This window comes from Vibrio sp. S/42/10 (genome assembly GCF_029890535.1).
GTDB classification, from domain to species: Bacteria; Pseudomonadota; Gammaproteobacteria; order Enterobacterales; family Vibrionaceae; genus Vibrio; species Vibrio cyclitrophicus.
Map to the genome: position 1 here is coordinate 189,302 of NZ_JAKMZC010000005.1, position 24,503 is coordinate 213,804.

Sequence of the window (24,503 nt, forward strand, 5' to 3'; positions counted from 1 at the left end):
TCTTCATTTCTGTTGCGCTCTATCGGAGTATCTGCGTCTGCATATCGCAAAAAAATAGCGCTCATGTATGACATAAGCGCTATTCAATAACTGGAGACTCACACATCTCTTAAAGAGGTATGTTGGGAAGTCTAGATTTTAAATGAACCAACATAACGATCGAGAACTTGTGACAACTCTGCCAGCTGCTGGCTTGATTGCTCTAACTTCTCACTTGCGCTCAAACCGTTTTTGACTGAGCTATTAACCGTATCCATGTTCATATTAATTTCATTCGCCACCGCTGATTGCTGCTCAGTTGCTGTGGCAACTTGAGTGTTAATATCGAGAATGGCCAAAACTTGTGTAGAAATTTTCTCCAAAGCTTGGCGAGCCATTTCTGTTTCAGTCGTACCGTCTTCAATTAAGCTCTTACTATTACTCATCGAGCTAACAGCGTTCTTAGCTTCGGTTTGAAGTTGGTTGATCATGTTGTCAATTTCATCGGTAGACTGCGCAGTTTTTGTCGCAAGATTACGAACTTCATCAGCAACGACAGCGAAGCCTCGGCCAGCCTCACCAGCACGCGCAGCTTCAATTGCAGCGTTTAGTGCAAGCAAGTTTGTTTGCTCAGAGATACCTCGAATAACGTCAAGAATCGTACCGATGGACTGTGTATTATCAGCAAGGCTCACGATGATGTCAGAAGCACTATTCATCTCTGCTTCAAGATTCAAAATTGAAGTCGACGTTTTTTCGATTGTCTTATGACCTTCTTGAGTTTCACTCGCAGCCATATTTGCCGCACTGGCCGCACTGGCCGCGCTAGATGCAATTTCATTGACCGTGGCAATCATTTCATTCATAGACGTCACGACCAACATAGTTTGTTCGTTCTGTTCTTGTCCTCTTTGCAATGCTTGCTGCGATTGCTCACGAAGACCAATAGCGGTGCTATTTAATTCAACACCCGTATTCACCGTTTGGGTAATTATCTCGTGGACCTTACCAACAAACACATTGAAAGCCGTTGAGATTTGAGCAACTTCGTCATTCCCTTTGATTGGCAAACGTACTGAGAGATCACCATCGCCTTCAGAAATATCATGCAATGTATTTTTCAATACCAAGAGAGGTTGCATCAGTTTACTAAGAAGAAGTGATAGAACAACGAGACAAACAACAAAAATGAAAACCATTGAAGCGAGCTGGTAGCTAATAATGCCATTCGTTGCTTGGCTAACCTCTGTGATAGGAATGCCGATATCAAAGGTGCCGTACAGCTCACCGTTGACGTAGATAGGTGCCATGATGTCAAACACCCATACTTTTTGAACATCAGCGTACCATTTTGAATACTGTTGTACGCCTTGGGTTGCACCTTTAACGGTATAGCTATCTTCGTAAACCTTATTAAGTTTATTTTTATCGCTGTGAGCAATAGCACTTACGTTACTATCGATAACAATGGCATAAGTGACATCAGACCGCTGTTTCAGCTCGCCCACCAGCTTTTGTAAATCTTGAACTGGATTGTCCGAATTCTCTAAGATATACCCAGCATTCCCAGCCAAAAATTCAGCTTGAACTTGAGATTTGTTCAATATTATCTCATCAATTTTTTCGCTTGAAATGAAATAAGTTGACGCCATACTCGCAGCGACGGCAATGCCAAACATAATAAAAACGGCAAATAGGATTGTTTTCTTCATTTAGGTTGTCTCGACGCAAGTTTGTTAAAAGTTCTCTAAAGGTTTCAAAAAGCGAAACCAAAGCTCGCACGTTTTATCTCGTGTTAGAGCTCGCCTCTATTCCTTTATCTGTAAAAAGCCCGATAACTTTAGCCGAAGAATATAAAAAACATATATTGGTCACATTTATGCAACACGCAAAATCATTCAATAAAGGTCAATTAACTGGAAATCAAGTAGTTGGAGTTCAGGTTAGAAGAAAAAAATGTCGATGAACAAATAAGTGCAAGAACACCAATTAAAGTAGCGTCGGTTCAAGTCGAAATATCAAATCTAATCTAATCACATAGACAGCCCAACAAGAGCCTTCTTTGGTTCGCTGCGATACAAAAACACTCTTCCCATTAATCGACTTCTAACAAAGACGTCACCCATTTTTGTAGCGGATCATCGTTATACCTTGGGTGCCAAGCGGCTATCACATCGAAACTCTCAGGCGATTGTTCCATTGGAAGTTTGACTAGGTTCAGCCCTTCTATCGCTCTGGATGGTAAGAAAGCAATCGAGTCAGTGGTGTTTAAATACATAGGTACAATCGAGAAACACGGGGCGGATACTACGACATTGCGCTTTAATCCGAACTTCCCAAACCATTCGTCAATCGACCCTTTAAAGTTTGGACGTGATGGTGACGCAATTATGGTTGGATAACTTGCAACCTCTTCTAATGAAGGCGTGGTTTGTGCGATAGATGAATGAGGTGAAGTAACACACACATGGTTCTCTTCAAACAGCTTAATGACTTTATAACTATCTGGAATGTAATCAGGGAATGCGATGGCTAAGTTCACCTTACCGCTTTCCATTAGCTCCTGCAGATTATCGATTTCGAAGTCACGCACAATCAACTTTAACTTTGGCGCTTGCTCCCTTAGCTTTGCAATTAAGCTTGGTAGGATGATCTGCTGGGCATAATCCGTCGCCGCAATCACAAACGTCCCGTTAGCTTTCTCCGGCACAAAGTTGGTCTTTGATAACAACAAATTGAAATCGATAAGTAAACGATCCACTCCTATCGATAGCTCTTGTGCAAACGTCGTCGGGACAAAGCCATTAGTTTTCCTTACAAATAACCTATCGTCGAACACTTCTCTTAGTTTCTTCAAATGCTCACTAACAGCTTGCTGAGTCAGCCCCAATTGATTGGCGGCTTTGGATGCGTTCTCTTCACGTATTAGCGCTTGGAAAACCCTGAGTTGCTTTATGTCTAATCGGTCTAATTTGCTCAAACTTACCTACCGCTCTGAAATTGGATTCTTTGTGAGTGTAACACTGCACAAGAAAAACCAGTAACACTCACAATTAAGCTTTGTTTCTACTTGTTTAGTTATTTGGTTAAAGTTCTTCCATCGAAACGAAACACATACAGATCGGAGAACAACATGAAAACAATCATTCTAATTGGCGCACGTGGCAAGATGGGTCAAGCAGCATTAATGGGCTTAGGCAATCATAACGTTATCACTGCGGGTCGCTCTGGCGATGTAGACCATATTGTTGACATCACTGACCCACAATCAATTGAAGCGCTGTACAAGAACGTTGGACACTTTGATGCGGTTGTGAACACCGTTGGCCTCTGCGAATACAATACCTTTGCGGATATGACGGAAGAACAGTGGATGACCACGGTAATGAGCAAGATGATGGGACAAATTAACCTTGTTCGTATCGGCCAAAAGTACATCGCTGACGGTGGTTCATTTACGCTGATTAGTGGCATATTGAACGTTAAACCAATCCCTTTTGCAATTGCCGACGCAACCACCAGCGGTGCGATAGACACCTTCGTAAAGTGTGTCGCTTATGAAATGCCAAGAAATACTCGTATCAATGTCATTAACCCGACCGTTCTTGCTGAAGCATGGGATGTTTACGGTGAAATGATGCCAGGCTTTGAACCTGTACCAAGCAAATTAGTAGGCAAAGCCTTCGAGCGTTCAGTCGATGGCTTCCTTACTGGTGAAGTAATTTTCGTAGACGCTTAGATCTCGTCAGTAAACGTTTTTGTAAGCGCTAGATTTTTATGAAAATTGCTTTGATCGATACCTAATAATCCGTCTATGTCTAATAAAAAAGGCGAACCATTTGGTTCGCCTTCTTATTTGAAAATCGTGCTTAAAAAGTCATGTTTATCGATTTATCGCCAAATATGATCCAGCCGCAATCATTATTCCACCTGCACTTTGGTTTAATCTTTTATGTGCGCGTGGCGTTTTAAGTAAACTTGCCATTCTGCCCGCCCCCATTGCAATTAGCATTAAACCGGACATCAGAGCAACAGATGCTAAAACAGAAACCAAGACGATATCTTGTGAACGCAAAACCGTTAGATCAACGAAAGTTGGCAAGAACGAAATATAGAACAAAATTACTTTGGGATTTGATGCCGAAATTAAAAACCCTTGCGCAAAACTGGCGAGTTCTGATTTCTGACTTTGCTTGGCCGCGAGCTCCGCTGAACCTTGCACTTCAGGTAGGCTCTTAAACATCTTGTAGCCTAAGTAAATCAAATAAGCGGCACCAACGTAGCGAATCACCTCGAAAGAAAACGACCAATTCTCAGCAATCGTCGCGAGACCAAAACAGGCAAGCGTAAGATAAATAAGATCACTGCATATCATTCCTAACGAAAGAGTGATGCATTTTCGCCATCCCTGAACCATGCCACGAGCTAAAATGGCAAAGACTCCAGGTCCTGGAGTGATACCAAATATAAACATGGCAATAAAGAATGTAACTGCACCTTCCAATGACATCGGCTTGTCCTTACTTATAAGTCAGCATGATTGATCCAGAACGTACCATGCAGCCTTGATTCTGGTAAAGAACGTTTTTGACTAACAACGATTCGCGCTGCGCATGTTTTGAATAAGTGTCACACGTAATTTACCCAGTAAGCATGTCTAGTAAGCAAGAACCAAGGTATTTTTCGTTAAGACATAAAAAGGCAAACCTAGTGGCTCGCCTTTGAAAAATATTGATTACAAATCAACGTGACAAGATTAGTTCGCTATTGGTGACAACAACTCTGGGTTTACAACTATGTTTCTCACTCCATGCGCGTGATCTTCGTTGAAGTCATTGCCTTCACACCAGCTGCCAACCGTCGCAATGTTTACTTTCGCTACTTGTGGTCTCACGCTCCATGTTACTTGGAACGGCGAACCTTGTTCATTATAGCCAGGGCCCGTTGTAGAGCCTGCGTATTGAATAGCTGACCCCGTATTTTGTGGAATATTTGGAGCTTGGTTTAAACCGTTGACTTTAGAGTGCTTCGCTAATGCTTCGAAGTCGAGAGCTTTGCCGTCATTGACTAGCACGAAAACTTGGGTTTCTACACGCAGCTGCGGATTGGTAATTGCATTATTAAAACAAGCGCCCAATGTTTCACCCGGTTCAACTTGCGCCGTTGAATATACGTAATGCACCTCAATAGTATCTCCCGAGTGAAGAGAACCATGGTCACTTGGACAAACCTTTTGATCGAATGGTTTAAGTTCAGCCGCACTTAGCTTACCTGTGTATTTGAAACCACTTTGGAAGCCCTTACCATCACCGTTGCCGGCGTATTGAGTAAACTCTCCACCTTTGTGCTCAGCGTTTTTGTGGAAGTGAATATTACACAAGTTCATTGCGGTAGAATCTGGTGCATCCGAAAACAAACGTGCGTTGGTCCCCTTTAAAGACCCCAAATCACGAGGGGCTTGCGGACCGAAACCTTTCCCTTGAGTATTTTCGGACAGGTTCGCTCTTTGTTCAGCGATAACACTGTCTGCCACAGACTCATGACTCGCATCTGATGCGTTCGCTTGAGCTGACAACATCACCATCGCAACACTTAAAAATAGACTCTTATTCTTCATATCTCTTCCCTAGAATATTGATAACTAAACCCAAATACACGTTACAGCAAAGATTTTACTATGCTCACCAATGAATATAAGGGTTGTCTCTGTAAGATTAGATTTCATTGCTTAATTAGGGAGGAATATTAGAACCCTTGATGCATATAACAAGTCAAGTGCAGCAAATTCCGCGAGTCCCTTCCATAACGAATAAATTCCTATTTTCGTTGACGGTCTCGTGACTCAAACTCGTAGAACACTGATTGACGAAAACCAATTAGAGCAATGAAAAAGAATGGTAAGATCTAAAAAGCGAACCCATGGCTCGCTTTCATCGTTTGATTTGTTCTGTAGAGTTGGAGCTAATGTGTAACCGCTACCCGTGACCTGTAGCAAATATCCCAAATGTCATGACGTTCAATGCGTCTGTCACGCCTTCTAGAGATTTAATCACTTTCTGGGTCGGTGTGTTATTGCGCAAAAAGTAACTTCCGATACCTTTTTCACTTCCAGCTTCAACACTATCTTCTGAGGCCAGTTTCGCATCGGCTTGAGAGTTTTCGACAGATTCAGATTCTGTATTTGAATTAGAGTCTTGCTTTGAGTCAGACTGCGTGTTGGAGTCTAAAGTCACATTAGAATCGTGGCTAGCTACCTCGTCATGTAAAAGCGCAACACTTGTGTCAGCATGTATCTTTATGACATCGAGATGACTTTCTTCCTCTACTACACCTTTTGACACAGTATCTTCGTTGCTCAGAGCCTTGTCTTCGAGCTTGTTATTACTCGCAGTCGAACAAGCAGTTAAGAAAAACAGGCTAACGATGAATGTGGTTAAGTTTCTCACCATAATGACAACGCATGAATCAATAAAACATTGTTCGATTGTATTTTATTTAGTTGACGACATCCAGTGATAAGACAAGTAAATATGAAAAGTCCGCTTTCGAAAGAGTATACGGGTTTAGTGCTCATTATTAAGCTTAAGCTTAATAATGAGAGTCCTCAATCAGATTGCTTTCAGGATCTTCGAGCTTACCAAGTGTATAGGTAATTAAATCGTCGTCTCCAACCTTGAATACCCAAACATTGTCGCCTTTGATAAACTGAAATTCGCTGTTAGATTCATTCGGTTCCAATGTTGCAATAAATTCCGATAATTCAGGATCATTGATAATAAAGCGCCCATCTGATGTGTTGCTATCTAGGTTGTTGTTCACTTCAATCTTTTTAGTTGAGGCTGGAAGAATGTCGGGTAACCAACCTCTATCAAATAATCGCTCTTTTTTGGCTTGCGCATAAGTCGCATATTCACTCCTAACGACATCTGAACAGCCAGACATTAAAGCCAGAACCGAAAATGAGATGGAGAGTAATGACCTATTTTTCATTTAATTACCAACACTTGAAGATATGGCTTTGACAGTGTGCTTGGTCATATCAACATCAAGAACTAATCACAAAGGCGATTTTATAAATCAATCGCCCTCTTCATTCAAATCAATTGACTTTATTTACATATCAGTCGCTAGAATTACGGAACCTGCTAGTAAAAGCACTCATACCTTATCGATAATTTAAGCCCGTATGCTAAAGTATATTTAAACCGAATACCTCTCTCACATCGAACAATACCTTTTGCGTTCTTTCTCTGGAGACTTGTGTGCCACTGCGTAAAATATCGATGAGTTGCGCTTTGTCATTCAGCAACTCAGATCTTCTTTCGCGAATCGGACGAAGCATTTCTTGCAAGCACTCTTCCAATACTTTTTTGGTTTGACCATCGCCCAGCCCACCTTTTTGATAATGCTCTTTTAGTTGACTGACATAATTAGCGTCTGCGTGAAAAGCATCAAGATAAGTGAACACGATATTCCCTTCTACCTTGCCAGGGTCTTCAATTCGTAGGTGATTTGGGTCGGTATACATGGATTTAACTGCAGCTCTGATCTCTTTCTCTGTCGCACCCAAATTAATGGCGTTGCCCATCGATTTAGACATCTTACTTTTACCGTCAGTACTAGGGAGGCGAGATGCATTACTGAGAAGTGGCCTGCATTCATTCAAGATTGGCTTACCCGCCAACGAATTCATTTTCCTCACTATCTCATTGGTTTGTTCTAACATCGGTAGTTGGTCATCGCCGACAGGTACTAAAGTTGCGTTGAAAGCGGTGATGTCTGCCGCCTGAGATATGGGATAAGTGAGAAAGCCTGCTGGAATTGAGCGTCCAAATGCTTTGTTTTGAATCTCGCTTTTGACCGTTGGATTACGTTCCAAACGAGCGATAGAAACAAGATTGCTGTAGAACATCGTGAGCTCAGCTAACACAGGCAATTGTGATTGCAGACAAATCGTGGTCTTGGTCGGGTCGATACCCACCGCAAGATAGTCAGCGACCACATTGAGAATGTTGGAAGAAACCTTCGAGGGATTATGGGCATTGTCGGTAAGCCCTTGCATATCAGCGACCAAGATCGTTTGGTTGTGAATATGCTGCAAAGAGACTCTCTGTTTAAGTGAACCGACATAATGACCCAAATGCAAAGGCCCAGTTGCCCTATCCCCAGTCAGAATGATTTCAGGCTTGTTGGTATTGTTCTTACTGCCAGTATTATTGTTGCTGTCGATATGGCTTTTTGAGTTGGTATTCATGGTGTATCTCCAAGTTAAAAAGGCTACTGGAGATAAAAAGAGGCGACATTTTTGATGACATTCTTAGCTACCGTCCAGCAGCTAAAGAATGTAAGTATTCCGTGCTGCTCTATTGAGAGCACCACCAAAAGAAAATTGAAGTTGAAACAGAATTAAATTTCATGGTTAAAACCTATCAACAATACAGACGAGCGACAACTGTTATTTACGCGCACAAAGAAAATAGGTCATAAGATTAACCGGTTATAGTCTTAATCTTTACTGGAACACAGTTCAGTGATTCGGTCACACATAGCTTGGTTAACTGTGAAGTGGGTGTTGAGAAACACTAGTTGGGCAAGTGCCGATTCCGCCGTACGCTCGTAACCTTGGGTAAAGGTTGGTAGTAATTGAGCAAACTTAGGAAAGCGCGCTTCTAGCCTTCTATCCGACATAAACTCATCGACGAATTCAGGCTCAGAATGTTCAGTTTGACCCACAAGATCGATCAAACGATCAAGTGCGTAAGATTGAACGAACCGACTCCCAGCCAGCTTTTCGCCTCGATTGTAACGAGACATGCCGACATAAAGATTGGTTAGTGCCTCACCAATGATCCACTCTTGCGAATTAGCGTCTGACTCCCCTTTTACTGGTGGAACACAACACTGCGTATCAAATTCAGGTTGCTGCCAAACAATGCGCCCTTCAGCAAATGGAATATGCGCTAACTCATGGGATTCAAACACCGCAAATTCACAAAAGATACCGTCAGCGTAAAGCACTTTATAACCATCCACAGTATTTCTTACGGCATAATCGATAGGATGAATATCTGAGAGCCAATGCAAACTGTCTAGGAAATACTGCTTGTGCCCCATTTGCACTATCGCGAAAAAATCGACATCTGAATACTGATCAAGTCGTTCTGTTTCAATACCGACTGAACCTAACCCTAATAGAGCATGAGCTTTACCTGACGCTTTTAAAGACTCGCCAATCGCATCTAAACGCTGTAGTAATTTTTCTGGTGTGTTTATGTGTCTTGTCTGCATCACTTTATCCGTTTGCATTGCTAAATCCCTATCAAGTTGAATGCCATTCAACCTAACTGATAGTTAGAACATCTATGAAGTTTAATTTATAAAATATGTGTTTTGTATAACGATCTGCGCAAGTTATTGTTTGATTGAAAACTAAAGTGAGGAGAAAAGTAGATTAAGGACAGAGAGTGTATTTCGCAGGCAGGGAAATAACACTCTTCGATAATATCTGTTATCTAGAAACTCAGGAACTAAACTGCTGACTTAGCCAAGTACGCTGCCATTTCTTGCTCTGGCACCATACCTCCTCCGGTCGCCCACACAAGATGCGTTGCATTCGCTAGCGTCGACTCATCAATTTGTAGACGAGCAAGGTATTCGCTATTTTGCTCAACATGAATCGCACCTGGCATACCCGCGAGTGCTGAAGGCTCTAGTTGAATCCCCTCGGCTTGATTCAGTTCACTTAGTAATTGATACATGTGCTCGTCGGTTAATGTGTAGTAACCATCAAGCAAACGCTCCATCGCACGACCAACAAAGCCAGAAGCACGCCCCACCGCTAAACCGTCTGCAGCAGTTAGATTGTCTATCCCCAGATCTTGCACTGCGATCTCATCATGCAAACCCGAGTGAACACCGAGCAACATGCAAGGCGAATGAGTCGGCTCAGCAAAAATACAGTGCACGTGATCACCAAAAGCCATCTTCAATCCAAATGCAACACCACCGGGGCCTCCACCTACTCCACATGGCAAGTAAACAAATAATGGATGTTCTTTATCCACTGAAATGTGTTGTTGTTCAAATTGCTGTTTGAGCCTTTGCCCTGCCACCGAGTAGCCAAGAAACAGAGCTTGCGAGTTTTCATCATCAATGAAAAAGCATCGAGGATCTTGTTCTGCCTCTTTCCGTCCTTGTTCTACTGCAACGCCATAATCTTCTTCATATTCAACAACGTTGACGCCATGCTCACGGAGTTTGCTTTTCTTCCAAGCTCTCGCGTCTGCCGACATATGAACAGACACTGTAAAACCTAGCTTGGCACTCATGATACCGATCGACATGCCTAGGTTACCCGTTGAACCTACCGCAATGCTGTATTGTGTGAAGAAACCACGAAACTCAGGTTCAAGCAGTTTACTGTAATCATCATTTTCGCTGAGCAAGCCCGCTTTAATAGCAAGTTGTTCGGCATACGTTAATACTTCATAGATACCGCCACGCGCTTTAATTGAACCCGAAATCGGCAAATGACTGTCTTTCTTCATCATCAAACGCCCTTTTATTGGCTGCTGATAATGGGTTTCTAACGCTAATTTCATCGAAGGAATATCGATAAGTTCAGACTCGATGATGCCATTGGTCACTTGAGTTTCAGGAAACGCCTTGGCTAGATAAGGAGCAAACCTTTGTAACCTCAAACTCGCATCATGAATATCTTGTTCGCCCAATCCCACATAAGGTAAACCGCGCTCCAGAGTCGTCACGTTTGGGTTAAACCAAACCACCTCTTCCAATGCAATCAATTGTTGAAGTAATGGGGAATCTGAGATGAGTTTATCGATATTCAATTCAGTCATGGGTGACCTTCTCTGGTAAAGCGCGTACTGCGCACGTTCAATCATTAGTAAACCTATTTAAACGGTATTTGTGTAATCATTCAATGACCTGTAGGCTAGCTTTTCTTCTCATAAGCAAACAGTAGAACAACCTATGAGCGTCTCTCTTCGTAATAGCATTTTCGTCATGTTAGGGATTCTATTTCTAGCACTTAACCTGCGTGGGCCTTTTACGAGCTTAGCTCCTGTGCTTTCTCAGGTTATGGAAGGCCTCAACCTTACGTCGTCGGCTGCTGGCTTCTTAACAGCTTTGCCACTGTTAACTTTTGCCTTATTTTCACCATTAGTCACCAAGATATCCGAACGAATTGGGCTAGAACCTAGCCTGCTCTTAGGCTTAGTTTTGATCACTTCGGGTATTACACTGCGCTCTTTTGGAGCAATTCCGACGTTATACATCGGCACAGTAATGATTGGACTTGGTATCGCGATTGGTAATGTGTTGTTGCCCGTAGTAGTGAAAATTAGCTTCCCTACTCGTATTGCGACAGTCACTTCTTTGTACATTTTTACGATGGGCATCGGTTCGACGTTAGGCTCAAGTTTGATGGTGCCGTTTTCGAATCTAACCTTATTCACGATTACGGGTTGGCAATTAGCACTGTTAATGAACCTAATATTCCCAATATTAGCTTTGATGATTTGGTTGCCTAAGATCAGAAAGCGCTCTTCTTCAGCAACCAATAACAAGTATCAAGAAAAGCCTATTCCGATGCAGAAGATGATCAAGAGTGGCGTTGCATGGCAAGTGACACTAGCTCTTGGGCTTAACTCATTTACCTTCTATTCTTTGGCAGGCTGGCTTCCACAGATCTTGAACGACCTTGGCTACAGCGAAATCGACGCGGGCTATATTTATGGATTTCTACAATTTTCGACCATGGTTCCGGGATGGCTGTTACTGCCGTTCTTAGGTAAAAGCGATAACCAACAATGGCTCATCACGCTTTGTACTTCGAGTGTATTTATTGGATTAATTGGGCTGTTGTATTTGCCTGAGTTTGCAATCTTTTGGGTGGGACTCTTTGGATTAGCCAACTGCTCTACGTTTATTATCGCGCTCTCTTTTGTTGGCCTGAGAACATCGAATAGCAGTCAAGCGGCTTCGTTGTCTGGTATGGCTCAAGGAATTGGTTATGCTTTAGCGGCAACAGGCCCAACGCTAGTGGGTAAGCTTCATGCTCAAACCGATTCTTGGAGTGTTCCCATTCTGCTGATCGCATCTGTTGCTTTCGCGTGCACGATTTTTGCGGCATTGGCAGCACGAGATAAGAAAGTGAGCGTTTAGGACAAACCGAATGGTTATGGCGTCGCGACTTTATTGCTCGCGACTCTATTGCTGACGACTGTCTTGATGTATTCGCTTGGCGACAAACCAAATTTGCCTTTAAAGCGCTGACTAAAACGACCTTCTGATTGGTAACCGCAAGATTGAGCCAACACAGCAACATTCTGCTGTCCGTTTTGCATCAGATAAAGCGCATGACTCAACCGAACTTCAGCCAGTACCTCACGATATTGCATTCCTTCAAGTTTCAATTTACGGATAAGCGTGGCGCGGCTCATCGCAAAGCGTTCCGCTACCGACTCTAGCGGATGCTTCTCATCAGGTGAATGAGAAAGGTAATGACTGAGCTTTTGGTTAAACGAAACGTTGGCACTGGCAAACAATCGATGCAATACCCCTTTTTCGGCTAATTGCTGGTATAAGCCCTGCAACCAAAACTGTTGGGTCTCTTTACTCATGCTTTGTCTATCAAAGGAAAACAGAGCGTTGAGTGAGTCTTGTAAGCTTCGGTCCGCTTGTACTGTCGGCAGCCCCAGATCATTCGAGCGTTCCTCACTTAAACCAAGCATCGCCTGAGAAGGTTGGAATTGAAAGCTGAACACTCGTGATAAGAAGCGCCCTTTGTGGGGCATGTTCTCAAAACTTAGTGAAGCTGATGCCTCACACAGCAACAGCTCAGAATGTGAGAGTTCTGCCGCTGAATCTTTCCAAAACAGGCGCTTACTGCCTGTAATGATCTGAATGATACTAGGAGATAGAATCCTCACATTACGTAGCTTTTGTAACTGCTCTGCACGAAAGATCGTCACTTGATATTGATGATTCATCTCATCCCCCTTGTTTACTTATTATCAACGACCAGCTATCGCATCAATAACTGGTCGCTTTATTAGCGTGTGTAAATTATCAACGTGTATAAAGCTATTAACGTGTATAAGTTGCCGTCAGTTTCGCTTTGTCTAGAGCCATGCTGTTCAACGTGAATCCAACCACAGCCGACGGCGTGTTTTCGTCTAGGTTGAGCTTGTCCGTTGGCAATGCCCAAACCGTGAACTGGTAGCGGTGCATGCCACCTTTTTCAGGAGGACAAGCGCCACCGAAACCTACCGTTCCATAATCTATGCGGCCTTCTTTGCCACCCATTTTAGAGATGTCGACACCACGAGGTAGCTCGCTCACTGTTGCTGGAATATCAAACGCTACCCAGTGCCAGAAACCACTTTCAGTCGGAGCATCTGGGTCATAAGCCGTGATTGCAAAGCTTTTGGTTCCTGCTGGAGCATCTTTCCACATCAATTGTGGTGATAGGTTATCGCCGTTACAACCCCAACTTGAGTATTCAAACGTCTTCGCCATTGGGTGACCTTCTTGAATATCATTACTCGTTAATTCGAATGCCTGAGCCGAGCCAGCTGTTAAGATACTAAGCGCCAATACTGATTTAATGAGTGTTTTCATGGTGGTTCCTCTGATTAGGTATGAGTCCAGTATAGTCCCCTCCATCCGCCCGATAATGACAATAAGTACACAATTATCTAGTTTAACTCATTAAAATGATACTTACTGTATATTCCAGTTTTCTTTGGAAAATATTCCGTTTAACAGGCTCTATAACCTCACTTATCTCAACCACGATTTAACTAAAGCAAAAATCCACCTTTTGGCTTTCAAGCATCAATCCCTATCGAGACCTAATTCTCTCTATTTTTGTGCAAGAAAATTGGATACCGACCACAATTTCAAACACAGATATTTTCACATAAACCTCAAAAGTGATATCAATATCAATATTGACCGATAATAATACAAAAGAGATATTTTTGATGAATAAGACCCTACTCGCTTGCTACGCCCTTCTTGCTTTTTCTTCTGCGGCAACGGCTAATGTTCAGTTTTCGAACCCAGAAGGAGCTTTAGGCGAACCTTCTAATTACTCTCAATACCAAAATGTTTTGTCAGAATCTGAACTTCAAATTTCAGATCCTAACGGAAAGAAAGGCAACAAAGGCTATTTTGCACTCGATAATAACTACGACGGCATAGTGAACAACAATTTTTATGTCGACAAAGAAAGTGAAGCGCTAGTCTTTACCATGAAAAATGACCACCTGCGTAACGAGCTACGCGTTCAGGAGAACTTCCGCACAGACTTAGCAAATGAAACATACAAATTGAGTTCGGAAGTGGAGATCATAAACCCTGAAGAGTCGATGAAGAACTCAGACTCTAAACAAGACGAGATTACTTTTCTACAAGTACACAACAAAGGCCTAGATAACCTCGGTACTCACAATGTCCCTCACCCTTTGCTGCGTGTTGTGTGGAAACGTGACAATAATGGTATTGAAGGGCATTTCTGGGCAATCGTTAAAAACAACGCTGTCATTTGTAAAGGAACGTTTGGTAAGAAGAACAAAGATAAAGAAATGTGCAAATCAGACGTAGCATATTCTCAGTTCGACTTAGGTAAAGCGCCAGAAGGCAAACCAACAGCATTTGACCTAATCGTTGGTGATAAGAAACTCATTGTTGACGTAAACGGTGAACGTAAAGTTGAGCAGGATATTGATTATTGGCGCCACCTATTAAGCTACTTCAAAGCTGGCGTATATAACCAATTTACAAATGGACAAAGTGAAGCTCACTTCTACAAGCTAGAGTACACAGAGAAAAAGAGCTAATTTAAAATTTGGCTTACAACCACATTGAGTCATCAGAAACAGAAAAACGGACTTGTTAGAAAGTTCGTTTTTCTGTGCGTGCTGTTGAGCATTGTTAATGAGTTAACCCGAACAGCAGGATAGCTAGAGTTAAGCAGTTAAGCAGTTAAGCAGCCGATTACTTTTGTTGCTTCCAATACAATATGCCTTTATTCAGTTCTTTCGTTAACTCTATTTTGAAAGGCTGTTAATAGGTAATCGATAAAGACTTTCTTGCGCTTTGGCATCAACTGCCTGTCTGCATACACCAAACTCACGGATACCTCAGGCATGTCATACTCAGGCAATAGTCGTACTAATTTGCCTGTTTGAAAGTGATCTCGACAGATGAACTCCGGTAAAACGGCTATCCCCAACCCATCGACACAAGCAGTAAGGCAGGCTGTAATCGTGTTTACCCTCAACTGACACGGCAACTCTATCAAAATCGACTCTCCATCCTCCAGCTGCAAATGCCATTTAGGTAAGCGTGCTGCTTTGTTAACGACTTCAATCAACCTAAATGGTGACTTTAGATCTGTAGGAGTTTTGATATCACCAAACTGTTCTAAATATTCAGGACTCGCTACCAGTACACGTTTTGATGTTGTCAGATATCGAGAAACCAAACTTGAATCCACTAGCTCACCAATTTGCGCGTAAAGGTCGATACCTTCCGAAATGATATCAACTTCGCGATTCGTCAGCTCCAAATTCAATGTGACATTTGGATGTTCTTTCAAGAAACTGTGTATATATTTAGCCAACACTTGGTGACCTAGTTCGACGGGGAGTACCACATTTAAAGGGCCACGAATCAGATCTTGATTTGCGGATACTTCGAGTTCGGCTTGGCTCATGATTTCATGCATTTGAATACTTGATTGATAAAATCGTTCTCCCTCTGGTGTTAGTAGCAAACTTCTGGTCGATCGAGTGATCAACCTCACACCTAAATGCTGTTCTAACTCTGCCAATTTTCGGCTTACGGTCGACTTAGTCATGTTAAGTGTTTCAGCAGCCTGCGTAAAACTCCCACAATCAACAACTTGTGTAAAAACAGTTACAGCATTTAAGTCCATCACGTATTCCTAAAACTATCATTAGTAAAATTTTTGCAACAGTGTTTCTCTTTTTTCCTATCTTATCAATTAATGATATTCATTTACAATTCGTTACATCTAAATAAAAACAAAATGAGAAAAAGAAATGACAGAGAAAAACAACGCTTCGCACACAGTAAGCAAAACAAGACGTAAAAAAGCTCCGCTTATTGCCACTGCGATCATGCTGTCATTGGGTTTAGCAGGCGCGGGATATTGGTACGGTTATGGTCAGTACTTTGAATCAACCGACAATGCCTACCTTCAAGGCGACATTACTAACATTAGCCCTAAAGTCTCAGGCTATATTGTAAAGTCTTACGTGAGTGACAACCAATCGGTAAAAGCTGGTGATTTGTTGGTGCAAATTGATGACCGTGATTACCAATCGGCTCTTGCTCAGGCCAGTGCCCATTTATCTGTCGTTCAATCCGATGTGAAAAACCTTGTAGCACAACAGACGTTACAACGTAGCAAAATAAACCAAGCTGAAAGCCGTGTTGATTCCGCACAAGCTGAATACGAACGTGCGACTCAACAAGTAGTTCGTTCTCGTAGCCTATTAAAACGCAATTACGCCTCTCAAGATGAAGTCGACAGCATGGTAGCACAACAAAAAGTGACCCAAGCCGATTTGGAAGAAGCAAAAGCTAATCTCGTTGCGACCAATGATCAGTTAATTGTAATTGCGAGTGAGATAGAGCAAGCCAATGCATCGGTAACAGAAGCTCAAGCACAAAGAGAACAAGCACAGTTAAACCTTGATTATACTAAAGTGTACGCTCCTACCGACGGTGTTATTGGTAAACGCAGTGTGCGTGAAGGTTTGTTGATTCAAGCTGGAGCACCGTTGATGAGTTTAGTGCCAAATAATCAAGTGTGGATTGAAGCCAACTTCAAAGAGACACAACTCAGTGGTATACACAAAGGTCAAACAGTTGAAGTAGAGCTAGACGCTTTTCCGGGTCAGCCGCTTGAGGGCGTGGTCGATAGCTTCTCCCCTGCTACTGGTGCTAAATTCGCGCTGCTTCCACCAGAGAATGCAACGGGTAACTTCACCAAGATTGTTCAACGTGTCCCAGTAAAAATTACGATTCCAGATCAGCAAGGGTTAAAAGGTCGTCTTCTTCCTGGTTTATCTGTGGTAGCGACCATAGACAAACGAGGCTAGACCATGAGCAACGCTGGTGTTGTCACCCAAACTAATGATGATCACGAGGTATCCACTCGCCATTGGATTGCCCTATTTGGCGGGCTAGTTGGCGCGTTCATGGCGATCTTAGATATTCAGATCACCAACTCGTCTCTTAAAGACATTCAAGGCGCACTATCTGCCACTTTGGATGAAAGCTCTTGGATCTCTACGTCTTACCTAGTTGCAGAGATGATCGCTATCCCACTCAGTGGTTGGCTTTCTAAAGCGCTCGGTAAACGCCGTTACATAACGTGGACGACGGCTATCTTCACCATTTCATCTTTGCTGTGTTCATTTTCTTGGAATATGACCTCGATGATCGTGTTCCGTGCGATGCAAGGCTTCAGTGGTGGTGCTTTAATCCCGCTCGCATTCTCATTGGTGATTCAGTTACTGCCGGTTAACAAACGGGCTGTGGGTATGGCATTATTTGGTGTAACCGCGACCTTTGCTCCATCGATCGGCCCGACATTTGGTGGTTGGCTGACGGAGAACTTCTCTTGGCACTATATTTTCTACATCAACATTCCGCCAGCCCTACTCGTGATCACCATGATCCGCTATGGCTTAGACGATGAAAAACTCGATCTTGGTACCCTTAAAAAGGCCGATTGGTTTGGTATCGCCACCATGGCACTCGGATTGGGTTGCTTAGAAGTGGTGCTGGAAGAAGGTAACCGCGAGGAGTGGTTCAGCTCAAGTTTCATCATTGGCTTGAGTATTGTGTCGGCGGTGAGTCTGGTTTACTTCGTGATAAACGAACTCCAACACAAAAAGCCCTTGGTTAATTTGCGGCTATTGCGGGATGCTCAATTTGCCATGTCGTGTATCGCCTACCTGATTTTAGGAATGGCGTTACTCGGGTCCATTTATGTTTTGCCATTGTACTTAACACAAATACAACAGTATAACGCGATGGAAATTGGTCAGGTGCTCATGTGGATGGGGTTTCCACAGCTACTGATTTTCCCGATTGTACCTAAGCTCACACAGATAATTAAACCTAAATACCTAGTGACCTTCGGTTTCGCAATGTTTGGTTTAAGTTGTTACGTAAACACACACATGACAATCGATTTTGGTGGTCAGCAGCTGATTCTATCGATGGTTCTACGCGCGATTGGCAGCCCATTTATTATGGTTCCACTGTCTTTGGTTGCGATGAAGAATATCAGTAAAATGGATACACCCGATGCTTCGACCTTAACCAATGTGATGCGTAACTTAGGTGGTGCTTTTAGTATCGCGATTATTGCGACGCTACTTGATAATAAAACACGTGAGCATTTGGCTCATATTAAGGAATCACTGCCTTCTGTTAGTCAATTAGGTTGGCAAACACTCAAAGATCAACAAGCGTTCTTTATCCAATCAGGAAGCGATGCCGCAACAGCAATGCAACAAGCTCAGGCTAGCCTGTTAGGAACCATGCAACGTGACGCCGCAATCATGGCCTACAACGACGTATTCCTAATGATGACAGCGTTTTTGGCATTAGCTGCGGTTCTAATTTTGAACATGCGCGATTAAAAATAAACTGGCCCATCATTCAGGTTTACCTAGCATAGAAACACGAAAGCCCGATACCGCACTCGTTATCGGGCTTTGTAGATCTTTATTGAGCTATGTTGTATCGCCAGAAATTAGTACTTAAGAAGTACTTTGACATCGCCAGTAAGTGCAGCTTCATCAACATAACCAATCGCGTTCGTATTTGAAGCAACTTGATTGATTACGGCACTGTAATCAGCAACTTGGACCGGCGCTTCAGCTTTACCAGTGAACACTAAGCGAGCCCAAGCGGATTGCAGTTGGGACTCTGAACGACCCGTTGCTACTTCATGAAAAGCAATACGACCTTCAGCGCCATCAACAAGCTCAACAATTTGAACTTTACTGCCATTACCCAGTTGGTTTGATTTACCCATGAATAATTTTTTCACATCAGCATTGGTTAACGCATCAACACCTGCGCTATTGCCGATAACAACCATACCCGCAGCAGCATTAAACGAAATAAACGTTGCTGCCATAAGCGTTAGTAACTTTTTCATACTGATACCTTAGAATACGAAGTCTAACTTAGCTGAATACAAGATTGAGTCATCTTCAAAGAAATTGCCTGTTGCGAAATATGTACCGACTGTTTCGATATTCTCTTGGAAGCCGCCGCTAGTACCTTTGTAGTCAACGTAAGTAACATCAACTTTAAGTGACATATTCTTAGCAAAATCCCAACGTGAACCAACAGAGTAAGATAGACGCTCGTAGTTTAAAGCCTCTCTAAGAGCAGACTGAACGCCTGTCATATTAGTACGCTCTTCATTGTCAGTCGTTTCTACCCAGTTGATTGATAAATAAGGAGTAAACTCATTGACTCTATAGCCAACTAAAGCAGAAATAGATTGATAGTCATAGAACTCACCATCTAGCTGCACATCCGCACCTTCGATGTTAGCGATTAAATCACCGTTGTCATACTGTGCACCAAGTGAAATAAACTGACCGTCTTTACTGTCTAACATTTTGCCCATTCGACAATATGGGTCAGCAAACAGACTATCGTCGTTAAAGTTACAAGATGGGTTCGATTCAGCAACAAAGTAAGAACCACGGAACGTCATATCCCCTACGTTCCAGTTCGCACTCACACCCATCAATTTGTCTAATTTAACTTCGCCAACAATAGAGTCGTCTTCGTCAATGGTGCCAACACCAATAACGGGTTGAATCAATAAACTTGAATTAACGAATTCTACTGGGATCAAGAGATCAGCACCGGTATAGCTTTTTAAAACGATATTTTCGTACAGCTCTTGCGAAGGACGAATCATCGGATAAGCGTAACCAAGATCCGTGTAATCTGAGTAGAAAAACAGCGGTAGGCGTAGCTTACCAGCACGAGCAGTAAAACGTTCAAAGTCGTATGATGCATACGCCATCTCGATCTTTGGTTCGTAGTCATAACGACTATTCGCAACAATCTGCGTTACAAATTTAGCTTTCTCATTCACATTAAAGTCAAACTGAAGTCCAGCAAGCATCTCTTGCTCCCATTGCAGATTATCGCTGGTGTATCCCGCATAATTGACATCATTGTTCGCTTTACCGATTCCAACCGAACCAAAACCACTAATATTAATATCTTCCATACTTGCAGCATTTGCACCACAAGCAACACTCACCAAAGCAGCAATTAGTGTCTTTTTCATAACGAACTCCACAGTTATGTTTTAGTTTTTATTATTTTCAGCCCCAAATTCGAGGCAAACTCCCGCTGTTCTTCTTGGTGAAAATCAAGAAAAACGTCACTTAAAAAAACAGCAGGAAGAATTGAGGAAAGCTAACGGATCTTAAAGTGACCCGTTAGTTCAGATAGGTTTCGTGTGATTTTTTGAATATCCTGAGCGACTGAATCGACTTGTTGAACACTGTCAGTAGTACCTTCAGCCATATCACGGATATCCGTTACAAACATTTCAATACGAGAAGAGGTTTGTTCTTGCTCTTCAGTTGCCGATGCAATGCTATCGTTACGTTGACTAATTTCCATCACATCATTGGTGATCTGAATAAGAGATTTCTCCGCCACCAACGACTGTTCAACACAATTCTCAGCTTTGATTGCACTTTCCGAGATAATTTTTGACGCCATTTTAGCTTGCTCTTGCAGCTGAGACAGCACGGACTGGATCTCTTGCGTAGAGCTTTGTGTTCTTGATGCTAATGTACGAACTTCATCAGCCACAACAGCAAAGCCTCTGCCCTGCTCACCCGCTCTGGCCGCTTCGATAGCCGCGTTTAATGCAAGTAAGTTAGTTTGCTCTGCGATCGCGCTAATTGAATCTAGTATCGATCCTGCACTTTGCGTATTGGTATCGAGTTGCCCAACCACTTGAGAAGCTTGACGTACATCTGTGGTGAGTTCTTGTACCGCAAGAATAGTACTCTTAACTTGCACTTCGCCCATAGACGCTTGCTCGCTCGCACTTGTAGCAGACAAAGATGCATCACTTGCATTGTGAGCAATATCTTTAGCCGCGCTAAATAGCTGCTGTAACGATTGGGATACTTCTTCAATAGCCAAGTGTTGATTCTTGGACAAAGTGCGCGTGTTTTGGCTTGTGCTCACTAAAGAACGCGAAATAGAATCCAACGCCACCACGTTTTCAATGGTGTCTGTCACATTACGTTGTAATTGAGAAACAAATGAATTAAACGAATCAACTAGTGGTTTAAGTTCATCATTTTTCTCATGCTTCAGCCTAACTGTTAGATCACCTTCGCCTTCTGCTATGTCTCTCATTTTGTCACTGATATTGGCTAAGTCTTTACGTATTGCATAGACAACAAACCAGCCAAATAAACACAATGAAATCAATGCAGCAACACCAAGCACTCTCATGATCCGGTTTGAACGAAGATTGTTTTCTTCAAGGGAAGTTACCGAGCTTTCGAAATCAGAAATTCGAGCCTCGGAAAAGTCATTAACCCCTTTGGTTAAACCTTCTAGTATTTCACTGCTCTGTTTAGCCAGTTGCCCTGCTTCACTTAATGAAATATCTTCGTCAATCATTCCTTTAGCTATTCGATACGCTGAATCAAAGTAAGCTTTCGTACTTCTTTGAAGTTCAGTAATCGAATATTTTATGGATGGATCTAACTCAGACTGCAGTTTAAAGTTCGCAATAATCGCCTTGTATGTTGTGACGTTCATTGCCAATAATTCTTCATCACCCAACGTCACCGCTAAATTAAAACGTTCGGCGAGTTGAGGTATTAACACTCGATTCATCGAAGATGAGTCCATTATCGGATAGATAACTTCATCAATTCGATTTACTTGTTGATTGTTATTACTTAAGGCCCTTTCGCCCACAAATAAAATACTACTGAAGCCAGCAAAAGAAAAAAGGCACAAAGCCAAAACTTTATTTTTTATAGAAAGGGAAAACATCAAATATCCTTATAAACGGAATAATATACCGTGTCTTATTTGTAAGAATACTTGCGGGTGTACGCGGCAACAATTCAGATAAAGCATGATTACCATAAATAATTTCGATTAAACACATAAATACGGTAAATCATATACACCTAGATTCGTAACAGTTATTAGCGCTTAGCATCAAGACTTCTATCGCAGACCAAAAGCTATGGACACTAAAACTCAATTCAATTCAATTCAATTCAATTCAATTGCTCTTTTAACCCGTGAATAACTAACATAGAAGCAATAACATCAAGTGGTCTCATTAAAGAATACGCCATCTTGACAATGTGCAACTTGACACCTAAATTGACCTTATAATCGAATTTTTGGGAATGACAATTTGACCTTATCGCCAGACCTAAGGGTTTTGATTGTAGACGACTCTAAGAGCGCCACCATTCTTATCAAACAGCAGCTAGTTGGTTTGGGGGTTCCGCATAGAAATGTTTTCATTGCGACCAACTACCAACAAGCGATCAAAGCAGTCGAAAGTCACTATTTCCATGTCCTTCTCATCGATTATCATCTAGAACAATCTTTCACTGGATTTGAGCTGCTAGGGATTCTCTATCGAAACCGACTGATCGATCATACCGTTGCAATTATATTGCTCTCTGGTGATATGCGTCAGGAAACGGTATTGACAGCTTTATCCGGCGAAGCGCACCACTTTATTTCTAAACCAATCAATACACTTGCTCTTGGAAAGAAAATTCAAACCGCCGTCTTTGAAGCAAAGCAAATTAGCCAGCTTACAAACCTATATCCAATCAATAGTCAAGTAGCACTCAATTCAGCATTAAACATTCCAGGAAAGGATACCAAGGTACAGTTCGAAGCAACGCTTATCGAACACTTGATAGCACGCAAAAAGTGGGAATTGCTCTCATATTTACTTAATAAATCTGGAACGAACATGCATCCAACCAAACTGGTAGCAGAAGCTTTAATTTTGGACGGGTTGGGTAAGCCAAAGTCAGCCATAGACAAACTGCACAACTACCTTGTTGTGCAGCCTCTTTCTTTGAACGTGATTGATTGTTTAAGCTATATTTACGAAAAACACCAGATGTTAATACCAGCGTTAAAATTGGCGATACGAGCCTTTGAATTAACACCGAGCATCAGCCACCGTGCGATTCGCGCCATCGATTTAGCTGAGAACGTCGACAATACTCAAGTTCTGATCAAGTTAGGGGAGATTTACGCTAACAGTATTTCATTAGCAGACCTCGACGTTATTCACTCTATATCGACCTATTTCAACGCGTTGAGAGCAACATATGAACGAGAAATGCATGTAACCAACAAAAAATTGTTGATAGAGCATGCAGGACAATTTACGACACAGGTTAATCTAAAACTACCAAATCACTTGCAAAATCAAATACTTTCAAACCTAGCGATTTTCCATTGTCATATTCTGATATTCGAAAAAAATGAAAAACTTGCTCATCATAAATTGGTAAAAGCGACTACTTTGCTTTCTCATCGTTTTTACGATGGCCCAACGGATTTACTCAACCAATTGTTACCTTTACTAGATCACTTTGGGGAATACTCTATGTACCGTGCAGTGACGAAATGTATCCTATCTCGCGGTGATCCTGTATTGCATCAAATTCAACCAGCAACACTGTCTCCTTCCACTTTGATAAACCTAGAAAGTGTGGATTCAGTAAATGATCTTAAGAACTATATTCACAATTACCCATATTCTGTAGCCGCTAAACTTGACTATTTATATGCTGTAAATAAAACTCAAATACAAGAACAACTTAGTGACGATTTCGTACAAGAAATCACCCAACTAGAACTTCCAGAAAAATGGAAGACATGGGTTAGCGACTTATCACTCAAGGGGTTTATCACCAAGCCACCTTGCCCATTTCTCACAATCAGCCGACGGGAGTCTATATGCTAGATTTTGACGCTTTAAACACCTATTTAGACAATGACCAAGAAGTCATTTTTGCAGTTTTGTCTGTGTATCAAGAAGATCATGGCAACTCATTAGACGAGATAAAAGAGTTGGTACAACAACAAGATTGGGGCAAGCTTCATTTTACAGTGCATACTTTAAAAGGCATCTTAGCCAGTTTCGGCGAAGAAACGGCCACGGCGGCCTTGGAGCGAGTCGAGCAAAACACGCTCAATAAACTCGCACCTAAAGATGAGGATCTGTCCGTAATCTACAGCGAAGTGAAGATCATCAACAAACAGATTGATGAGGCGCTTAGCGCTTATTAACAGGCTCAATGTGCAACTAACCCGTTATTATCTTCTAGTTGTTCAGATGCTCGATAGAATTAAACGAGCTAATAGAGTTTAGACTTGACTCGTTACAC

Annotated in this window: 22 protein-coding genes; 7 read left to right on the forward strand and 15 right to left on the reverse strand. The window is 42.2% G+C overall.

Translation table 11 applies throughout. From position 1 onward, the window contains the following. Positions 1-131: 131 nt before the first annotated feature. Positions 132-1,658 carry a methyl-accepting chemotaxis protein gene (locus L8S15_RS08160; RefSeq protein ID WP_280572681.1) on the reverse strand — a complete coding sequence of 509 codons (1,527 nt, stop codon included), beginning with the start codon at positions 1,656-1,658 and terminating at the stop codon, positions 132-134. A gap of 416 nt (positions 1,659-2,074) precedes the next feature. After that, positions 2,075-2,959, reverse strand: coding sequence for a LysR family transcriptional regulator (locus L8S15_RS08165; RefSeq protein ID WP_280572505.1), 885 nt, complete (start codon positions 2,957-2,959; stop codon positions 2,075-2,077). A gap of 153 nt (positions 2,960-3,112) precedes the next feature. On the opposite strand from L8S15_RS08165, the gene L8S15_RS08170 reads away from it, so the two are divergent. Continuing rightward, complete coding sequence (locus L8S15_RS08170; RefSeq protein ID WP_010429409.1) at positions 3,113-3,718, forward strand: short chain dehydrogenase; 606 nt, start codon at positions 3,113-3,115, stop codon at positions 3,716-3,718. A 144-nt stretch (positions 3,719-3,862) separates the two neighbouring features. Here L8S15_RS08170 and L8S15_RS08175 read toward each other — a convergent pair whose 3' ends face one another. The 7 genes from L8S15_RS08175 to L8S15_RS08205 form a co-directional block, all read right to left on the reverse strand. Beyond that, positions 3,863-4,489, reverse strand: a complete 627-nt coding sequence (locus L8S15_RS08175; RefSeq protein WP_016784203.1) for a LysE family translocator — start codon at positions 4,487-4,489, stop codon at positions 3,863-3,865. Between the two features lie 246 nt (positions 4,490-4,735). Next, on the reverse strand, positions 4,736-5,596 hold the full coding sequence (locus L8S15_RS08180) for a delta-class carbonic anhydrase (RefSeq protein WP_010429404.1): 861 nt from the start codon (positions 5,594-5,596) through the stop codon (positions 4,736-4,738). Positions 5,597-5,954: 358 nt separating this feature from the next. Further along, positions 5,955-6,428, reverse strand: coding sequence for a hypothetical protein (locus tag L8S15_RS08185; protein ID WP_010429401.1), 474 nt, complete (start codon positions 6,426-6,428; stop codon positions 5,955-5,957). 139 nt (positions 6,429-6,567) lie between these two features. Then, positions 6,568-6,969 carry a hypothetical protein gene (locus L8S15_RS08190; RefSeq protein ID WP_029203168.1) on the reverse strand — a complete coding sequence of 134 codons (402 nt, stop codon included), beginning with the start codon at positions 6,967-6,969 and terminating at the stop codon, positions 6,568-6,570. Between the two features lie 199 nt (positions 6,970-7,168). Further along, entirely contained in the window at positions 7,169-8,233 is a 1,065-nt protein-coding gene (gene trpS, locus L8S15_RS08195) for a tryptophan--tRNA ligase (RefSeq protein ID WP_010429395.1), read from the reverse strand. Between the two features lie 251 nt (positions 8,234-8,484). Beyond that, positions 8,485-9,285 (reverse strand): hypothetical protein, encoded by an 801-nt coding sequence (locus tag L8S15_RS08200; protein WP_280572527.1) that lies wholly within the window; start codon positions 9,283-9,285, stop codon positions 8,485-8,487. A 221-nt stretch (positions 9,286-9,506) separates the two neighbouring features. Next, entirely contained in the window at positions 9,507-10,838 is a 1,332-nt protein-coding gene (locus L8S15_RS08205) for a D-serine ammonia-lyase (protein ID WP_280572529.1), read from the reverse strand. A 133-nt stretch (positions 10,839-10,971) separates the two neighbouring features. Here L8S15_RS08205 and L8S15_RS08210 point away from each other — a divergent pair, with 133 nt between their 5' ends. Further along, positions 10,972-12,165 carry an MFS transporter gene (locus L8S15_RS08210; protein WP_280572531.1) on the forward strand — a complete coding sequence of 398 codons (1,194 nt, stop codon included), beginning with the start codon at positions 10,972-10,974 and terminating at the stop codon, positions 12,163-12,165. A gap of 14 nt (positions 12,166-12,179) precedes the next feature. On the opposite strand, the gene L8S15_RS08215 is transcribed toward L8S15_RS08210, so the two are convergent. Next, entirely contained in the window at positions 12,180-12,992 is an 813-nt protein-coding gene (locus L8S15_RS08215; RefSeq protein WP_280572533.1) for an AraC family transcriptional regulator, read from the reverse strand. 97 nt (positions 12,993-13,089) lie between these two features. Continuing rightward, on the reverse strand, positions 13,090-13,623 hold the full coding sequence (locus L8S15_RS08220; RefSeq protein WP_016784198.1) for a YbhB/YbcL family Raf kinase inhibitor-like protein: 534 nt from the start codon (positions 13,621-13,623) through the stop codon (positions 13,090-13,092). Positions 13,624-13,988: 365 nt separating this feature from the next. On the opposite strand from L8S15_RS08220, the gene L8S15_RS08225 reads away from it, so the two are divergent. Next, positions 13,989-14,846, forward strand: a complete 858-nt coding sequence (locus tag L8S15_RS08225; RefSeq protein ID WP_102364196.1) for a polysaccharide lyase family 7 protein — start codon at positions 13,989-13,991, stop codon at positions 14,844-14,846. A 188-nt stretch (positions 14,847-15,034) separates the two neighbouring features. Here L8S15_RS08225 and L8S15_RS08230 read toward each other — a convergent pair whose 3' ends face one another. Continuing rightward, the gene (locus L8S15_RS08230; protein WP_010429377.1) at positions 15,035-15,946 is read right to left on the reverse strand and encodes a LysR family transcriptional regulator; all 912 of its coding nucleotides are present in this window, start codon (positions 15,944-15,946) and stop codon (positions 15,035-15,037) included. A 127-nt stretch (positions 15,947-16,073) separates the two neighbouring features. On the opposite strand from L8S15_RS08230, the gene L8S15_RS08235 reads away from it, so the two are divergent. Next, complete coding sequence (locus L8S15_RS08235; protein ID WP_010429374.1) at positions 16,074-17,138, forward strand: HlyD family secretion protein; 1,065 nt, start codon at positions 16,074-16,076, stop codon at positions 17,136-17,138. 3 nt (positions 17,139-17,141) lie between these two features. After that, positions 17,142-18,692 carry a DHA2 family efflux MFS transporter permease subunit gene (locus L8S15_RS08240; protein ID WP_010429371.1) on the forward strand — a complete coding sequence of 517 codons (1,551 nt, stop codon included), beginning with the start codon at positions 17,142-17,144 and terminating at the stop codon, positions 18,690-18,692. Between the two features lie 113 nt (positions 18,693-18,805). On the opposite strand, the gene L8S15_RS08245 is transcribed toward L8S15_RS08240, so the two are convergent. From L8S15_RS08245 to L8S15_RS08255, 3 genes are all read right to left on the reverse strand, one after another. Beyond that, the gene (locus L8S15_RS08245; RefSeq protein WP_016768828.1) at positions 18,806-19,216 is read right to left on the reverse strand and encodes a phosphate ABC transporter substrate-binding protein; all 411 of its coding nucleotides are present in this window, start codon (positions 19,214-19,216) and stop codon (positions 18,806-18,808) included. A 9-nt stretch (positions 19,217-19,225) separates the two neighbouring features. Beyond that, the gene (locus L8S15_RS08250) at positions 19,226-20,374 is read right to left on the reverse strand and encodes a hypothetical protein (protein WP_016798535.1); all 1,149 of its coding nucleotides are present in this window, start codon (positions 20,372-20,374) and stop codon (positions 19,226-19,228) included. A 131-nt stretch (positions 20,375-20,505) separates the two neighbouring features. After that, positions 20,506-22,119 carry a methyl-accepting chemotaxis protein gene (locus L8S15_RS08255; protein ID WP_280572543.1) on the reverse strand — a complete coding sequence of 538 codons (1,614 nt, stop codon included), beginning with the start codon at positions 22,117-22,119 and terminating at the stop codon, positions 20,506-20,508. Between the two features lie 376 nt (positions 22,120-22,495). Between L8S15_RS08255 and L8S15_RS08260 the strand changes: the two genes are divergently transcribed. Further along, complete coding sequence (locus L8S15_RS08260) at positions 22,496-24,079, forward strand: response regulator (RefSeq protein ID WP_280572545.1); 1,584 nt, start codon at positions 22,496-22,498, stop codon at positions 24,077-24,079. Beyond that, positions 24,073-24,405 carry an Hpt domain-containing protein gene (locus L8S15_RS08265; protein ID WP_010429358.1) on the forward strand — a complete coding sequence of 111 codons (333 nt, stop codon included), beginning with the start codon at positions 24,073-24,075 and terminating at the stop codon, positions 24,403-24,405. The genes L8S15_RS08260 and L8S15_RS08265 overlap by 7 nt, the downstream gene beginning before the upstream one ends. The last annotated feature ends 98 nt before the right edge of the window (positions 24,406-24,503 follow it).

What these genes read in the sequence shown, in the direction of transcription:
- L8S15_RS08240 (WP_010429371.1), top strand. Translation starts at nt 17,142, where the DNA reads ATGAGCAACGCTGGTGTTGTCACCCAAACTAATGATGATCACGAGGTA.
- L8S15_RS08185 (WP_010429401.1), bottom strand. Translation starts at nt 6,428, where the DNA reads ATGGTGAGAAACTTAACCACATTCATCGTTAGCCTGTTTTTCTTAACT.
- L8S15_RS08245 (WP_016768828.1), bottom strand. Translation starts at nt 19,216, where the DNA reads ATGAAAAAGTTACTAACGCTTATGGCAGCAACGTTTATTTCGTTTAAT.
- L8S15_RS08190 (WP_029203168.1), bottom strand. Translation starts at nt 6,969, where the DNA reads ATGAAAAATAGGTCATTACTCTCCATCTCATTTTCGGTTCTGGCTTTA.
- L8S15_RS08230 (WP_010429377.1), bottom strand. Translation starts at nt 15,946, where the DNA reads ATGGACTTAAATGCTGTAACTGTTTTTACACAAGTTGTTGATTGTGGG.
- L8S15_RS08175 (WP_016784203.1), bottom strand. Translation starts at nt 4,489, where the DNA reads ATGTCATTGGAAGGTGCAGTTACATTCTTTATTGCCATGTTTATATTT.
- L8S15_RS08215 (WP_280572533.1), bottom strand. Translation starts at nt 12,992, where the DNA reads ATGAATCATCAATATCAAGTGACGATCTTTCGTGCAGAGCAGTTACAA.
- trpS (WP_010429395.1), bottom strand. Translation starts at nt 8,233, where the DNA reads ATGAATACCAACTCAAAAAGCCATATCGACAGCAACAATAATACTGGC.
- L8S15_RS08255 (WP_280572543.1), bottom strand. Translation starts at nt 22,119, where the DNA reads ATGTTTTCCCTTTCTATAAAAAATAAAGTTTTGGCTTTGTGCCTTTTT.
- L8S15_RS08265 (WP_010429358.1), top strand. Translation starts at nt 24,073, where the DNA reads ATGCTAGATTTTGACGCTTTAAACACCTATTTAGACAATGACCAAGAA.
- L8S15_RS08170 (WP_010429409.1), top strand. Translation starts at nt 3,113, where the DNA reads ATGAAAACAATCATTCTAATTGGCGCACGTGGCAAGATGGGTCAAGCA.
- L8S15_RS08200 (WP_280572527.1), bottom strand. Translation starts at nt 9,285, where the DNA reads ATGCAAACGGATAAAGTGATGCAGACAAGACACATAAACACACCAGAA.
- L8S15_RS08210 (WP_280572531.1), top strand. Translation starts at nt 10,972, where the DNA reads ATGAGCGTCTCTCTTCGTAATAGCATTTTCGTCATGTTAGGGATTCTA.
- L8S15_RS08180 (WP_010429404.1), bottom strand. Translation starts at nt 5,596, where the DNA reads ATGAAGAATAAGAGTCTATTTTTAAGTGTTGCGATGGTGATGTTGTCA.
- L8S15_RS08160 (WP_280572681.1), bottom strand. Translation starts at nt 1,658, where the DNA reads ATGTTTGGCATTGCCGTCGCTGCGAGTATGGCGTCAACTTATTTCATT.
- L8S15_RS08250 (WP_016798535.1), bottom strand. Translation starts at nt 20,374, where the DNA reads ATGAAAAAGACACTAATTGCTGCTTTGGTGAGTGTTGCTTGTGGTGCA.
- L8S15_RS08205 (WP_280572529.1), bottom strand. Translation starts at nt 10,838, where the DNA reads ATGACTGAATTGAATATCGATAAACTCATCTCAGATTCCCCATTACTT.
- L8S15_RS08235 (WP_010429374.1), top strand. Translation starts at nt 16,074, where the DNA reads ATGACAGAGAAAAACAACGCTTCGCACACAGTAAGCAAAACAAGACGT.
- L8S15_RS08225 (WP_102364196.1), top strand. Translation starts at nt 13,989, where the DNA reads ATGAATAAGACCCTACTCGCTTGCTACGCCCTTCTTGCTTTTTCTTCT.
- L8S15_RS08220 (WP_016784198.1), bottom strand. Translation starts at nt 13,623, where the DNA reads ATGAAAACACTCATTAAATCAGTATTGGCGCTTAGTATCTTAACAGCT.